12 protein-coding genes are annotated in these 14,260 nt (G+C 63.3%); 5 read left to right on the forward strand and 7 right to left on the reverse strand.

Annotated features, from left to right (window positions below):
* The first annotated feature begins 261 nt into the window (after positions 1-261).
* Entirely contained in the window at positions 262-417 is a 156-nt protein-coding gene (locus OPU71_RS08260; RefSeq protein WP_267727189.1) for a hypothetical protein, read from the forward strand.
* A 203-nt stretch (positions 418-620) separates the two neighbouring features.
* On the opposite strand, the gene OPU71_RS08265 is transcribed toward OPU71_RS08260, so the two are convergent.
* The 4 genes from OPU71_RS08265 to OPU71_RS08280 all read right to left on the reverse strand — a co-directional run bounded on the left by OPU71_RS08265 (position 621) and on the right by OPU71_RS08280 (position 7,318).
* Positions 621-3,488 (reverse strand): adenosylcobalamin-dependent ribonucleoside-diphosphate reductase, encoded by a 2,868-nt coding sequence (locus OPU71_RS08265; protein WP_267727192.1) that lies wholly within the window; start codon positions 3,486-3,488, stop codon positions 621-623.
* 180 nt (positions 3,489-3,668) lie between these two features.
* Positions 3,669-4,505: an HDOD domain-containing protein gene (locus tag OPU71_RS08270; protein ID WP_267727196.1), complete on the reverse strand. Its 837-nt coding sequence runs from the start codon at positions 4,503-4,505 to the stop codon at positions 3,669-3,671.
* Between the two features lie 12 nt (positions 4,506-4,517).
* The gene (locus OPU71_RS08275) at positions 4,518-5,606 is read right to left on the reverse strand and encodes a cation diffusion facilitator family transporter (RefSeq protein WP_267727199.1); all 1,089 of its coding nucleotides are present in this window, start codon (positions 5,604-5,606) and stop codon (positions 4,518-4,520) included.
* A gap of 104 nt (positions 5,607-5,710) precedes the next feature.
* The gene (locus OPU71_RS08280; protein ID WP_267727204.1) at positions 5,711-7,318 is read right to left on the reverse strand and encodes a hypothetical protein; all 1,608 of its coding nucleotides are present in this window, start codon (positions 7,316-7,318) and stop codon (positions 5,711-5,713) included.
* 47 nt (positions 7,319-7,365) lie between these two features.
* Here OPU71_RS08280 and OPU71_RS08285 point away from each other — a divergent pair, with 47 nt between their 5' ends.
* On the forward strand, positions 7,366-8,208 hold the full coding sequence (locus OPU71_RS08285; protein ID WP_267727208.1) for an endonuclease/exonuclease/phosphatase family protein: 843 nt from the start codon (positions 7,366-7,368) through the stop codon (positions 8,206-8,208).
* Here the strand turns inward: OPU71_RS08285 and OPU71_RS08290 are convergent.
* A complete protein-coding gene (locus OPU71_RS08290; RefSeq protein WP_267727212.1) occupies positions 8,175-9,008 on the reverse strand; it encodes a DUF2189 domain-containing protein in 834 nt (277 codons plus the stop codon). The two genes, OPU71_RS08285 and OPU71_RS08290, sit on opposite strands and share 34 nt — an antisense overlap.
* Before the next feature lie 152 nt (positions 9,009-9,160).
* The gene (locus OPU71_RS08295) at positions 9,161-9,373 is read right to left on the reverse strand and encodes a YdcH family protein (RefSeq protein ID WP_267727215.1); all 213 of its coding nucleotides are present in this window, start codon (positions 9,371-9,373) and stop codon (positions 9,161-9,163) included.
* Between the two features lie 257 nt (positions 9,374-9,630).
* Between OPU71_RS08295 and OPU71_RS08300 the strand changes: the two genes are divergently transcribed.
* Together OPU71_RS08300 and greB are read left to right on the forward strand one after the other, a co-directional pair.
* Positions 9,631-9,867, forward strand: coding sequence for a DUF3567 family protein (locus OPU71_RS08300; RefSeq protein WP_267727219.1), 237 nt, complete (start codon positions 9,631-9,633; stop codon positions 9,865-9,867).
* 49 nt (positions 9,868-9,916) lie between these two features.
* The gene (greB, locus tag OPU71_RS08305) at positions 9,917-10,465 is read left to right on the forward strand and encodes a transcription elongation factor GreB (protein ID WP_267727223.1); all 549 of its coding nucleotides are present in this window, start codon (positions 9,917-9,919) and stop codon (positions 10,463-10,465) included.
* On the opposite strand, the gene OPU71_RS08310 is transcribed toward greB, so the two are convergent.
* Positions 10,456-12,252: an ATP-binding protein gene (locus OPU71_RS08310; protein ID WP_267727225.1), complete on the reverse strand. Its 1,797-nt coding sequence runs from the start codon at positions 12,250-12,252 to the stop codon at positions 10,456-10,458. The two genes, greB and OPU71_RS08310, sit on opposite strands and share 10 nt — an antisense overlap.
* 63 nt (positions 12,253-12,315) lie before the next feature.
* On the opposite strand from OPU71_RS08310, the gene htpG reads away from it, so the two are divergent.
* Positions 12,316-14,235 (forward strand): molecular chaperone HtpG, encoded by a 1,920-nt coding sequence (gene htpG, locus OPU71_RS08315; protein ID WP_267727226.1) that lies wholly within the window; start codon positions 12,316-12,318, stop codon positions 14,233-14,235.
* Positions 14,236-14,260: the final 25 nt, after the last annotated feature.

A 14,260-nucleotide genomic window follows, 5' to 3' on the forward strand; every position in this document is an offset into this window, starting at 1 on the left:
CGGGCGCCTCTTTTTTTGGGGCTGAGCTGTTCTGAATAGCGTTGAAACCTTTTCTCCCGAGAAAAGGAATTCAATCATCAGGCGTAGCCAGCAAGACTATTTGCTTGCCTTAAAATTGTCGCAGCTGGATCAGGTTGAGCGCGGTGAGCTCACCTATCGCTAGGCTCAGGAGCGCTACAGCGTCCAGGGCATCAGCACGCTCTTGAGTTGGCTGCGTCGTCACGGTCGGCAGGATTGGTCAGCGGGTGAGCATCGTTGCCTATGACGACACGTTCTAAAACCGCTCCGGCCAAGCCGCTGACGCCCGAACGGCATATCAAGGCTCTGCAGGTGCAGGTGCGCGAGGCCAATGAGACGGCGCAACGCTTCGAGGCCATCATTGCGGTGCTCAAGGACGTTCCGGCGTACGCGTCGTAAAAAGCTTCCGGCAAGTCCTCACGCAAAGGCGCCTGAGCGGCCTTAGCGTGGCAAGGGCTTGCCAGTGCAGGGGCATCAGCCGCCAGGCGTACTGCCAGGCTGAGCAGCGGTAACAGCGCGGCAATCCGCCGCCCGTCGGGCGGTCGTGATGGCTCGCGATTACCGCATCCGACAAGGGCCTTTTGTGACGATTGGCGGGTTACTTAGCCGCAGGTGCCTACGGCACCACAGGCGGTGCAGAAGTCGCAGCCGTCTTTGCGGATGACTGACATGTTGCCGCATTCCGAGCACAGCGAGCCTTGCATCAGCTCAGGGTCGCGCTCGGGGCGCGGCGCTTCGAGGATGCCCATTTCGCGCGTCGGGTAGCCGTTTTCGTCGAGCACGCCGAGCATCGCGTAGCGGTGAATCACAAGGCGTGCGATGTAGGCGACGGTCGAGGGCCAGTTCTGCTGACGGCGAGTGCCAGGGACGAAGGCCATGAAATCGCCCAGGGGTTCCGGGTAGTTCAGCAGCTTGCGAAGTTTCATGCCGATCCAGGCCGGGTCCATCACGCGCATGTCGAGCGAGAGGATCTGGGTCAGGCCGTCGAGCGCGCGCGGGTAGTTGCCCGAGAGCCACATCGAGTACGGGCGGGTGACGCCGTCCGGCAGCATGATTTCCTTGAGACCGAGCACGAACTCTTCACCGGTGGCCGGGTTGGCGATGTCCACGGTCCAGGACAGGGTGCCGTCGGTGCCGGTCTTGGGCTCTTGCAGGCTGAAGACGGCGTCGAGCACCGGCGTCGGCGCTTCAACTTCGAATGCGCCGAGCTTCTCGCAGCGGTAGCGCACGATCTGCGCAAAGGCCGCGACCACGCCCGGCACGATGCGGTGTTCGCCATGCGGCGGGAAGGGCAGGTCGAAGGAACGTTCGCCAACCGTGCGGGCGAGCGTGTCGAGCTTGAGCTTGAGCCAGGCACGATCGTTCGCGCGCATGTCCATCGACAGCGTCTTGGCCACTGCGCCAAGGCCGCGCGGCTGGTCAGCGCCGTTCACCCAGACTTCAAACGGGAAGGCGCCGCGCGGCACTGCATCGCCGTTGGGCTCCATGTGACCAACGAAGATGCCGAACTCGCCTTGCGGGGTTTCGAGCATGTAGGTCCAGGAACTGTTGCCATCCGGCAGCGCGGGGCGGCCCGGCCAGCGCAGGCTGGCGAGCACCGGGGCCGGCAGCGACTTGATCGAGAGGCGGCGGTTCGCATCGGCGATCACAACGTCCTGCGGTTGCTTCTTCTCGGTGTTGCTTGGCTCGACCGACAGCACCGAGCCCAGAACGCTGTTGGGGCGGTAGGTCGCGAGGCCTTTGAGGCCGGCTTTCCAGGCGTCGAGGTAGAGGTCTTCGAACTCGGTGTAGGGGTAGTCGGCCGGCACGTTCACTGTCTTCGAGATCGAGGTGTCCACATACGGTGCGACTGCCGCAACCATGTCCTTGTGGGCTTGTGCGCTGATCTGCAGGGCGGTGACGAAGTAGTCCGGCAACTGTTCGACATTGCCACCCAAGTGGCGATAGGCGCGCCAGGCGTAGTCCTCGACTGCGTACTCCTTGAAGGTGCCGTCGGCCATCCGCTTCTTGCGGGTGTAGGTGTAGGAGAAGGGCGGCTCGATGCCGTTCGAGGCATTGTCGGCGAAGGCCAGCGAGATCGTGCCGGTCGGCGCGATCGAAAGCAGGTGCGAGTTGCGGATGCCGTGCTTGCGGATCTTGTCCTTCACCTCGTTCGGCAGGCGCGATGCGAAGTTGCCGCCCGAAAGGTACATGTCGGCGTTGAACAGCGGGAAGGCGCCGCGCTCCTTGGCCAGGTTAACCGAGGCAAGGTAGGCACGGTCACGCATGAACTCGGAGATCTTGGTTGCCATGGCGCGCGCTTCGGCGGTGTCGTAGCGCAGCTTGAGCATGATCAGCGCATCGCCCAGCCCGGTGAAGCCAAGACCGACACGGCGCTTGTTCATGGCTTCCTGGTGCTGGTTTTCCAGCGGCCAGTTGGTCACGTCGAGCACGTTGTCGAGCATGCGGATCGAGGTTTCGACGTTCTCGCCAAAGGCTTCGAAGTCGAACGAAGCTTTCTTGCCGAAGGCGTCGCGGACGAAGTTGACCAGGTTGATCGAGCCCAGGCAGCAGCAGCCGTAGGGCGGCAGCGGCTGTTCTGCGCACGGGTTCGTCGCTTCGATCGTTTCGCAGTAGTAGAGGTTGTTGTCCTTGTTCATGCGATCAAGGAACAGGATGCCCGGTTCTGCGTGGTCGTAGGTGGAGCGCATGATCTGGTCCCACAGTTCGCGGGCGCGAACCTTGCGGTAGACCCAGGAACCGTCTTCACGCTGGTAGCTGCCTGCGTCGCGCAGTTCCTGGCAGGGCTCGGACTTGTGGGCCAGTTCAACGTCGCCGTCGGCTTCAACCGCCTGCATGAAGATGTCCGTCACGCCGACCGAAATGTTGAAGTTCGACAGGTCACCCTGATCCTTGGCGTGGATGAAGGCTTCGATATCCGGGTGGTCGCAACGCAGCACGCCCATCTGGGCGCCACGGCGCGCGCCGGCGGATTCAACCGTTTCGCAGGAACGATCGAACACCCGCATGTAGCTTACCGGGCCGCTGGCACGGCTTTGCGTGCCACGCACCAGCGCGCCGGCCGGGCGGATCGACGAGAAGTCATAACCCACGCCGCCACCGCGACGCATGGTTTCGGCCGCTTCGGCCAGCGCGGTGTAGATGCCGGGGCGGCCGTCGACCACTTCGGTCACCGAATCGCCGACCGGCTGCACGAAGCAGTTGATCAGGGTGGCAGCAAGGCTGGTGCCGGCCGCCGAGTTGATGCGGCCTGCCGGCACGAAGCCGGCCTTGAGCGCGTGCTCGAACTTGGCTTCCCAGTGGGCGCGGCGGTCTTCCGCTTCATTGGCGGCGAGTGCACGGGCAACACGCCGCCGCACATCATCGACCGACTGCTCTGAACCCTTGGCGTACTTCTCCAGCAGGACTTCGCCTGAGATTTCCTGGGGCAGCAGTGTGTCGAGGGTGACGGTGGCTTCGCGTTGACTCATGACGAACTCCGGAGAATGGGGAAAACGAATGTCGCCAGAGCGGCGACCGGCGAGCATTAGACCACAAGATGTAGGGGGGTGGTACTGGAAAAAATCAACAGACGGTAGTTGACTTCGCCGGGATTGGCGCTAGTACTGGGCCTCCGCAAAGCGGCTGCTTTGCGGAGGGGGCGGGCTTGATCAGGCGGTTGCGAGCACAGCCTGCATCATTTCCATCTGGGCTTCGACGCTGGGCAGCACGGCCTCGACGTCAGCGACTTCGATCCCTGCAAGGGCCTCGCTGCGATGGTGCAGCGGATACTCGTATTCACTGGCGCCGCCCGAGCGGGCCGCCACCGCGCTGGTGAGGTTGAGCAGTGCCGCCGCTTCGGCGCTGTCGCCCGCAGCTTCTGGCTGGAGCTGGGAGCCGATCAGCACGCCGAAGGTCACTGGTAGCTGCCACTTGGCGGTGAGCGCCGCGCCCACTTCGGCGAAGTCGCAGCCGATGATGCGGCGCTCGACATCCGGCAAGGTGTCGCCCTCGCTTGGCGTGGTGTCCAGTACCAGTGCCATCAGGTCCGGCACCGCGACATACATGACGAGATGGCCTGCGTCGGCCAGCAGGCCCGCGACAAAGAGGCGTTCCGGGCTGTGGCCGCGCTTTGAGCGCGCGACTTCGCGGGCAAGCATGCCGCGCCGAATGCTGTCGCGCCAGAAGCGCGCCATGTCCATACGCTGCGGGCGAATGCCCGAGAACATGGCGGTCACCGATGTGGCGAGCACCAGGTCGTGCACTTGCTCAAGCCCGATCAGGCTGACCGCCCGGTTGATCGATTCAATCTTGCGCGCGTAGCCGTAGAACGCGCTGTTGGCCAGGCGCAAGAGCGATGCGGTCAGTGCCGGATCGGTGGCGATGACATCTGCGACCTCGGCAATCGATACGTCCGGGTCGTCCATGGCCGCGCGAACCTTCAGGTAGACGTCGGGCAGGGTCGCCAGGCGATCGACGTACGCCACCAGTTCCTGCGCAAGATGCATGGTTCGCTCCTCTCAGTTTGTTCTTGATTTCGTTTGCCGCCCGATTTTAGCGAGCGGAAAGTGATCCTGGCCCGGTAACTCCGGCTGCAGGGTCAAATGTTCAATTGAAAACTCGTTCTTCACCCGCTGCCGCACCGCGACCAGCACGGCGGGCCAGGGTGTGCTGTCGTCGAGCAGCAAATGGGCCGACAGCGCGACCCGCCCGGGTGCGTAATGCCACACATGCAGGTCATGCACCGAGCGTACGCCATCTATTGCCGCAATGCACTGACCGACCGCTTCAAGCGAGAGGCCGCTTGGCACGCCATCGAGCAGCACGCGAAACGCCTCGCGCAGAATCGTGGCGGTCGAACCGAGAATCAGCGCGCAGATCAGGACGGAGATGATCGGGTCAGCAGCTTGCCAGCCGGTGAAATGCACGACGAGCAGGCCGATGATGGCTGCGACCGAACCGAGCAGATCGCCGATCACATGAATCAGCGCGCCCCGCACGTTGAGCGAGCGCTCGCCGCGCATCAGCATCCATGCCGCCACCAGATTGACAAGGAAGCCGCTTGCGGCAATCGCAACGGCGGGCAGGGCGTCGATTGGCTCAGGGTTGCGCAGGCGGGTGATCGCTTCCCAGGTAATGCCCGCGACGATGGCCAGCATCAGGACGCCATTGGTGAGGGCCGCGAGCGCTTCGATCCGCCCGAATCCGTAACTGTGGCGCGCGGTCGGCGGGCGCAGCGCAATGCGGGCGGCGGCGGCGGCGATCGCCAGCGAAAGACTGTCCGACAGCATGTGACCGGCATCGCCCAGCAGCGCCAGGGAGCCGGTCACAAGCCCGCCAACCAGTTCGACAGCGGCAAAACCCAGGGTCAGCAGCAGCGCGAATGTCAGCGTGCGGGCGCTGCTGTTGGCACCGTGGTGATGGTGGCCGTGGCTACAGCTGGCACCATGATCGTGGGAATGCCTGTGATCATGCGCGCGGCCGGCCGGCGACTTTGCGGCAGCCGGTGAAGGAGACGTGGCGCCGGCATGATGGTGGTCGTGGTGCGCATGGTCGCAGGGCCCCGCATGGGGGGCGTGCGACTTCCGCGGCGGTGCGTAAGCGGTCATTCAGCGGCAATCGGGGCTAGGCCGCGCAGCGGGGTGTGCGCGAGACCGTCCGATTCTAACGCTGTCAGCTTGCGCGTCGTGCGGCCACGCTGAATTGCGCCGGCTTATTGCGTGTTGCCGCTTGGGCAGGGCTTGAGCCCGATCAACTCGCAACCGGCCAGGCGCTCGATGCGCCCGGTTGCTTCGAATCGTACAACGCCATTGCGGTGCGGCAGCGCGACGATCAGACCCGGTTCGACTTGATCCAGCGGGGCGAGCAGCGCGTGCGTGTCGAGCCCGTGCACCCGCGGCAGAAAAATGATCGGGATCGAATCGCGCTCGCGGCCCTTTGCATCGCGGGTGGGCGGCTTGAAGCGGGCGGCAATGCCGGGGCCGGAAATGAGCTGGACGCCGATTTCGGTTTCGTGGCTGTTCTGGTGCATCGCCCGCCGCGCCACGGCCAAGTGCACCTCGCCGTCCTCCCGCTGCGATAGCGCGATCAGCTCGCCGACTTCGACCGCCAGCGGGTCTTCGGCCTCCTGGTTCAAGCGCAGGCCGCCCTCACTGCGATCCATGATCGACCATTCGGTCGAAGGGAAGGCGGGCATGGCTTCGGCTGCGTCGGTCTGTCGCTTTCCGGCGATCCGCTTCATCAATTGGCGGACCTGGTCAAACCCGCAGACCAGCGCGGCGCTTGGATGCGCTTTGCGGCGAATGTGCTTTCGCTGGGGCGGCGAGCCCCAGCGATCACGCAATTGCTTGAGCAATTCAGGGTAGTCACCTTCGCGGGCGATCAGCGGCAGACCCAGGCGGGTTGGCGAGGTGCCGGCGGCAAGCCCCTCGCAGTGGGTGTCGAGCTTTGCGAGCAGCGGGTGAACGTCCAGCAGAAGGTCGGCTTCGCCGCGCATCAACTCTTCACGGCGCAAGGGGCGACGGATATCGCCATGGGCCGGCCACGCCGGGAACCAGCCTTCGGCATCGCCCGTCCATTCGTCGCGGGTGCGGATGCGGGCGTGGTGGCCGTATCGTTCAATATAGAAGCGCACATGCTCAAGATTGCGCCGCGACAAGCGGTGCGGGTCGGCCAGTACGAGCAGCAGGGTGCGCGCAAAGTAGCGCGCGATTGTGTCGCCGGAATCGACTTCCAGCGACGTGTTCTCGAAGCCGCGCACGCTCGCTGCCATGAAAAGCTCGGCCAGCACCCGCCAGTGCCCGCCGTTGAGTTCTCCGTAACTGCGACAGGTCAGCAGAACCCGCCGATGCGCCAGCTGGCACGCCCGTAGCGCTGCGCGGCGGCAGAACTTGGGCACCTGGAAGCGGCGCTCGGGGCGCGACCGTGCCTCGTTGATGGCGATCTCGGCATAGGTCATGGCGAGCCGTTCGAGAGCGCGGTCGGCTACCGCGATCGTGCCGCGCATGTCGCCGTTATTGCCGCCGCGGCCATCCGGGATGGCTTCAAGACGAGCGAGCATCGGCGAAACGTGCTCGAAGATCTGGTCCAATGCGTCCACGCGATCCGCTGGCGCGATGATCGGGCCGAGCGCGCCGCGCAATCGGGAAACGATGGTCTCGCAACACGCAAGCGGGCGATCGAGCGGCAGGGTGCTGATCCAGGCTTCGATGCCGGGTGTGTCGTGTTTGATGCCGGCGGGCATTGCGCGTTTGAAACGTGGCAACGAGATCGAGGCGGTGAATCGCTGGCGCAGGTTTCCCATGGTGTTGGACGCGGTCACGGACGAAACTCCTAGTGCGGTGCTGGTTTTACGCCAAAGGCATATTTATGCGTATTGTATCTTGGAATATCCAGTGGGGGCGTGGCGCAGATGGGGTGATCGCCTTGCCGCGCACGATCGCAGCGCTGCAGGCGCTGGATGCGGACGTGATATGCCTGCAGGAAGTCTCAGTGAATTTTCCCGGGCTGAAGGGCGGCCATACCGGTGACCAGGTTGCCGTACTGTCCAGCGCTTTCCCCGGTTATCAGATCGCGTACGGGCCTTGCGTGGATCTTTGCGGTGCGGGCGCGGGTGTGAGTTTCGGCAACATGGTGCTGGCGCGTATCCCGGTTCTGCAGGTCTGGCGGCACCTTCTTCCGTGGCCGGCCGATGAGTCGGCGCCGGCAATGCAGCGCGGTTGCGTCGAGGTCTTGGTGGATGCCGCCGGGGTGCCGTTACGGGTGCTGACGACGCATCTTGAGTACTACTCGGCGACAGTGCGCCTGGCGCAAGCCAAGGCCTTGGTGCGTCTGCAGCAGGAGGCCTGCGCGCTCGATCGCACCCCGCCAGCGGGCAAACGCGATGGCGGGCCGTTCGCGCCGAGGCCACGGCCATCAAGCGCGGTGCTTTGCGGCGACTTCAACTGCAAGCCGGACGAGCCGGCCTACCTTGCGGTGCAGGCAGCGGAGGGCGGAGAGCCGTGGTGCGATGCATGGCGTGCGCAGGCGAATGGGGTGGCGCATGTGCCAACGGTTGGGCTCAAGGGTGCGGAGTGGCCTCCGGCGCCGTACTGCTGTGACTATTTCTTCGTCAGTCGCGATCTTGTGCCGTCGGTCCGCTCGCTAGTGGTTGAAACGGACACTGCGGCCTCGGATCATCAGCCGCTGTTGCTGGAACTAGGGTTGGTCTGAGGCGGTTCCACCAAGGCTCGATAGGCGTGCCAGGTGCCGTGCCCGATCATCGGCATCAGGAAGATCAGGCCGATGTGGAAGGTGAGAAAGCCGACGATGGTCAGCAGCGCAATCAATGCCGCCCATACCAGCGCGGCGCCCGGATTGTTGGCGACGGCTGCGACACTGGTAAACATGGAGGTGATCGCGTCGGCCTTTCGATCGAGCATCATTGGAATCGCGACGACGCTGATCGAAAACACCAGAGCTGCGAAAACAAAGCCTACCGCGACATACACGGCCACGAACTCCAGGTTCTCAAGCCTGATCAACTGGTTTAGAAAGCCAGAGAGGTTGGGAATCTCGTTGGTGTAGAAGAGCGCAAACATCACGAGCGAGGCCCGCGCCCAGACCAGGAACACAACGGTGAGGACGAGGGCGAACACGCCGATGTTTGGCGCGTTCTTGCGCCAGATGGTCAGTGATGATGCGAAGCGGCAGCCGTCGCCGCGTTCGCGGCGGGCGCTCAGTTCATAAAGGCCCATCGCGAAGAACGGCCCCACCAGCAGGAAGCCGGAGGTCAGTGCCGAGGTGTACTGGTAAGCACGCTCGAACACCGCGGTGATCAGCAGCCCCATGGCACAAAAACAGAATCCGTAGAACAGGCTCGCGGCTGGGCAGGCCCGCATGTCTTGTGCGCCACGCCCGAGCCAGACAAACGCGGCACCAATGTGCACCTTGCGCAGCCGCGGGATCAGGGTGTGGGTTTCTTCGATCTTGATGTCGGTGGCCGCTTTGGGCTCGCTCTGCTGCTCGGGCATGTCTCCTCCAACACTGTCTTATGGTTTGTGGTGCCGCGAAACAATTGGGGTGGAGCGGGTGCTGGTATTCGGTGGCCCTGGCTATGTGCGTTGTCGGCCGTGGGCTCCGCTTAGCTTAGGGGCCGCGTGGGGCTGGTAGTGAGCGGAAGCGATCACGCAAGTTCGTCCGGATCGAGCAGGCGCTCGATCAGCAGAATCCGGTCTTTGATGAAGAGCTTGCGCTTCTTGAGGCGACGCACCAGCAATTCGTCGGTGGGCGGTCGCTCGTGCAGGCGCGTGATTGCGTCGTCCAGATCGCGGTGCTCGGAGAGCAGCACATCCAGCCGAGCGCGAAGGCTTGTAACGCTCTCGAAAGTGTCGTTCATGGCACCGTGGATATCGACTTGCGTTTTAGTCCCGGCCCCGCGTGCCCCGCAGACAGGGTGGTGGCGGTGCCGGCCTCCATGACCATGCGTGGACTTCAGGAACCATCGCCGTGTGCCGTAAGTCAACGCAGAGGGGATGCTATTAGGCGCCGGCCCAAATGACAACCGGCGTGGAATGCGACGTTGAATTGCGGGGGGGCTTCCCCCAGGTAGTGCAAGAAGGGCGAAGGCTCTGCGCTTCACTGAAGGAGGCGGTCATGCACGTCATGTTCAACAACCCGTACCTCTATGTGGTGGCCTATCCGGCACTCAACGGCATCGAGGTGATCAACAAACGCAAGGGGCGCGGCGTCTTCATGACGGATGCAGCCGCCGAGCGGTTCAAGCGTGAGTTGGCCGAGGCGCTTGAGGACGACGATGAGGAGGGCGAATCGATCGCTGACTTCATCGAGCACTTCGACGCGCTGATGATGCATCCGGCAATCCGGCACTGAGGGCGGTGGGTTGGTAGAATCCGCGGCCTCTTTGCGGTGCGATGGTCAGATGAGCAAGGCTTTCACGAAGGAAACAGATCAGGACGAGGACGAGCTTCCGTCAGGTTTGGCGCTGCCCGCCGGTAGTCGCAACTACATGACACGGCGCGGGTTTCTGACCCTCAAATCAGAGCTCGATACCTTGCTGAAGGTCACGCGCCCGGAAGTTGTTCAAGTTGTGTCATGGGCCGCCGGAAACGGAGATCGCTCGGAAAACGGCGACTACATCTATGGCAAGAAACGGCTGCGCGAGATTGACCGGCGCATCCGCTTCCTGATCAAACGGCTTGAAAGCGCGACGGTGGTCGACCCGGCCGAGCAGACAAACCTGGATCAGGTCTTTTTCGGCGCCACCGTGACGATTTGCGATGTGGAGGGGGGCGAGGAGCAGACCTTCCAGATCGTGGGCGTCGACGAGGCCAATGCCAGTGCCGGGCGGGTTTCGTGGATTGCGCCGATTGCGCGCGCCATCATCAAGGCGCGCGAAGGCGATAGTGTCCGCTTTGCGAGCCCATCGGGCCTGCGCGAAATCGAGATTGTTGAAGTCCGCTACGAGTGAGCGGCGCGCCGCTTGCGCACCACGGCGGCGCGATAGGGCAGCAGGAAAAAGACGGTGGTGCCCTGTCCGGGGCTGGATTCAGCCCAGATCTTGCCGCCATGCCGTTCGATGATGCGACGGGCTGACGCCAGCCCGATCCCGGTTCCGCCATAGCCTTGACCGGAGTGAAGCTGCTGGAAGGGTTGGAAGAGCCGGCCGGCGTACATCATGTCGAAGCCGACGCCGTTATCGCTGATCGAGACCAGTTGCCCGCCGTCGCGCTCGGTTGCGGCGATCTGGATCAGTGTTGCCTCGCGCTGGCGGGTGAACTTCCAGGCATTGTCCAGCAGGTTCCCGATCACGTTGCGCAGCAGCGGTTCATCCGCATCGACCAGCATGCCGGGCTGAACTTCGAAGCGGGCCGTGCGCTCGGGATGCGCGCTGCGCAGATCGGCCGCCATGTCGTTTGCGAGCGCCGAAAGGTCTACTTTTCGGATGTCGAGCGGCTGGCGGGCGACGTTCGCGAGCTTGAGCAGTTCGTCGATCAACTCGCCCATGCGCACGCTGGCCTTGGCGACCCGCGTCAGGTAGTCGCGGCCGGTGTCGTCCAGTTGCGCTGCGTAGTCTTCAAGCAGGGCGTGCGAGAAACCATTGATCGCACGAAGCGGTGCGCGCAGATCGTGCGAGACCGAGTAGCTGAATGCCAGCAGTTCCCGGTTTGAGTTTTCAAGTTCTGCGGTGCGTTCCTTGACCCGTTCTTCAAGCGTTTGAGCGAGCCGTTGCAGGGTTCGCCGGCCGCGCTCCCGCCGCCGTGCATCTTCGAACACCAGCCAGGCCAGGACGGCGAGCAAGCCGCAGAGCAGGGTCACGCCCCATACGAGGCGCTCGGTGTTCGCATAGAAATTGCGCAGCGCGGTCTCGCGCGGGCGGCTCGCCTGCACGATGAGGGGATAACCGTCGAGCTGGCGTGAGCCAATGATGCGAGGCTTTGCGTCGATCCATGACACGCGTTCGACAAAGCGTGTTGCATGCGTCGATGGCCGCGCGAAGGCCGGGTTGCGTGAGTAGTCGCGGCCGATCTGGCTATCGTCGGCCGGGTAGCGGACGAGCAGGACGCCGGTACTGGTGAGCACGCTGATGGCGTCGTCCGCACTGAGGCGGATGTCTTTGTAGAAGAATTCGAAGAAACTGGGGCTCAGTGCGGCGGTCAGGTAGCCCTCGAGTCCGCCGTTTAACCCGTTGATTCGCCGCGTCAGCGGGATCCTCCAGGCACCGGAATCCGGCATTCGCACCGGTGAGCCGATGTGAAGAGGAGCGTCGGCGGTACTGAGTTGCGCGCGGATCGCTTCGGGCACGGGGGTGTGCTGACCGATCGGAAACCGGTGCGATGAGGCGAGTGCCACGCCGAGGCTTGAATAGCTGGTCAGGTGGGTGGCTTGGGGCAGGCGCATCAACCACTGGCCGCTCAGCTCATGCAGTGCGTGCTCGCCGAATCTGCCGGGCCCGCCGTTTTCCCCCAGTTGTTTGCCGAGCGCTTCGAGCACCGTATCCACCTGGCTCACATTGCGTGCGATGTGCTCTTCGAGCGCCCGGGTGATGCTGCCCAGTTCGGCCTCGGCCCGGCGCAGTTCCTGGTTGCGATCGCGTGCGACCAGCACCGCGGTGCCGCTGACGATCAACGCGGCGAGCAGGATGTATCCAAGCAGGATCGTCGTTGCCACGCGTTTGAGACTGCGCCGGCGCCCCGGCAGCAGCAGTGCGCTCTCCGGAGTCACGTTCTCGGATGCCTCGGCAGGCTTATCTGACACGCTTGAAAAATCGCTGGGTCGCTCTCATATCCGGCAATGTTAATCGAGACACAGGAGAAATCCATGAGTGAAGCACAGACCGCCGCGGCACCGAAGGGGGAGACCCTGAACTTTCAGGCGGAGGTGAAGCAACTGCTGCACCTTATGATCCATTCCCTCTATTCGAACCGCGAAATCTTCTTGCGGGAGCTGATCTCCAACGCCTCTGATGCGTGCGACAAACTGCGTTTTGAAGCGCTCGACCACCCGCACTTGCTCGAAGGCGTGGGTGAGCTGGCGATCCGGATCGGCTTTGACAAGGATGGGCGGACCCTGACGATTGCCGACAACGGTATCGGCATGAGCCGCGAAGAGGTGATCGCGCACCTAGGCACAATTGCCAAGTCCGGCACGAAAGAGTTCTTCTCGCGTTTGACCGGCGACCAGCAGAAGGACGCCCATCTGATCGGTCAGTTCGGTGTTGGTTTCTACTCGGCCTTCATCGTTGCAGACAAAGTGACGGTGCTCACCCGCCGTGCCGGTTTGCCCGCCAACGAGGCGGTGAAGTGGGAATGTTCGATGACCGGCGATACCGCCGGCGCCTACACGATCGAGCCGATCGAGCGTGAAGTGCGCGGCACTGAAATCATCCTGCACCTGCGTGAGGACCAGGACGACCTGCTTTCGGGCTGGCGCCTGCGTTCGATCATCCGCAAGTATTCCGACCACATTGCGCAGCCGATCCGCATGCGCAAGGAAGAGTGGGATCAGGAAAAGGGCGAGCAAGTCCTGCGTGACGAGGAAGAGACGGTGAACCAGGCCTCCGCGCTGTGGGCGCGCCCGAAGGCCGACATCACCGAAGATCAGTACAAGGAATTTTTCAAGCATGTCGCGCACGACCACGAAGAGCCGCTGGCGTGGTCGCATGCCAAGGTGGAAGGGCGTCACGAATACACCCAGTTGCTCTACGTGCCGAGCCACGCGCCCTTCGACATGTGGGATCGCAACGTCAAGCATGGCCTGAAGCTTTACGTGCGCCGCGTCTTCATCATGGACGATGCCGAGAAGCTGCTTCCGTTCTACCTGCGCTTCGTGCGTGGCGTGGTGGACTCGAACGATCTGCCGCTGAACGTGTCACGCGAGATCCTGCAGGAGAGCAAGGACATCGACACGATCCGCGCTGGCTGTGCGAAGAAGGTGCTGTCGCTGCTTGAGGATCTGGCCGAGAACGACAAGGAGAAGTACGCGAAGTTCTGGGGCGAATTCGGCAAGGTGCTCAAGGAGGGCGTGGGCGAGGACTTCGCGAACAAGGAACGCATTGCCAAGTTGTTGCGTTTCGCCACCACGCAAGCCGACACACCGGACCAGACCGTGTCGCTGACCGACTACGTGTCGCGGATGAAGGAGGGCCAGGACAAGATCTACTACGTCACCGCTGACACCTTCACTGCCGCGAAGAACAGCCCGCACCTCGAGATCTTCCGCAAGAAGGGTGTTGAAGTGCTGCTGCTGGCCGAGCGGGTGGATGAATGGCTGGTCAGCCACCTGCATGAGTTCGACGGCAAGCAGGTGGTTTCGGTCGCCCGTGGCGATCTGGATCTGGGCAAGCTCGAAGACGAGGAAGAGAAGAAGGCCGCCGAAGCCGAAGCGGGCGACTTCAAAGATGTGATCGAGAAGCTCAAGTCGGCGCTGGGCGATCGGGTGAAGGATGTCCGGATCACCCACCGCCTCACCGACAGCCCTGCCTGCGTGGTGGCTGACGAGCACGACATGGGCACCAATCTCGCCCGCCTGCTCAAGGCGGCCGGCCAGGAGGCGCCTTCGTCCAAGCCGATTCTTGAGGTTAATCCCAAGCATGCGGTGTTGCAGAAGCTCAAGGCTGGCACCGAGCGTTTTGATGACTGGGCCAGCGTTTTGCTGGATCAGGCGCTGCTGGCTGAAGGCGGATCGCTGGAAGACCCAGCCGGCTTCGTCAAGCGCATCAACCAGCTCATGCTGGGCTGATTCTCGGCGATTGCTGTTGAAAAAA

Origin of the sequence: Niveibacterium sp. 24ML (genome assembly GCF_026586805.1) — a bacterium.
Classification (GTDB): domain Bacteria; phylum Pseudomonadota; class Gammaproteobacteria; order Burkholderiales; family Rhodocyclaceae; genus Niveibacterium.

Bases quoted from the DNA above. Each gene is read 5' to 3' on its own strand.
- OPU71_RS08260 (WP_267727189.1), top strand. From the start codon at position 262: ATGACGACACGTTCTAAAACCGCTCCGGCCAAGCCGCTGACGCCCGAA.
- OPU71_RS08265 (WP_267727192.1), bottom strand. From the start codon at position 3,488: ATGAGTCAACGCGAAGCCACCGTCACCCTCGACACACTGCTGCCCCAG.
- OPU71_RS08270 (WP_267727196.1), bottom strand. From the start codon at position 4,505: ATGCATCTTGCGCAGGAACTGGTGGCGTACGTCGATCGCCTGGCGACC.
- OPU71_RS08275 (WP_267727199.1), bottom strand. From the start codon at position 5,606: ATGACCGCTTACGCACCGCCGCGGAAGTCGCACGCCCCCCATGCGGGG.
- OPU71_RS08285 (WP_267727208.1), top strand. From the start codon at position 7,366: ATGCGTATTGTATCTTGGAATATCCAGTGGGGGCGTGGCGCAGATGGG.
- OPU71_RS08290 (WP_267727212.1), bottom strand. From the start codon at position 9,008: ATGCCCGAGCAGCAGAGCGAGCCCAAAGCGGCCACCGACATCAAGATC.
- OPU71_RS08295 (WP_267727215.1), bottom strand. From the start codon at position 9,373: ATGAACGACACTTTCGAGAGCGTTACAAGCCTTCGCGCTCGGCTGGAT.
- OPU71_RS08300 (WP_267727219.1), top strand. From the start codon at position 9,631: ATGCACGTCATGTTCAACAACCCGTACCTCTATGTGGTGGCCTATCCG.
- greB (WP_267727223.1), top strand. From the start codon at position 9,917: ATGAGCAAGGCTTTCACGAAGGAAACAGATCAGGACGAGGACGAGCTT.
- htpG (WP_267727226.1), top strand. From the start codon at position 12,316: ATGAGTGAAGCACAGACCGCCGCGGCACCGAAGGGGGAGACCCTGAAC.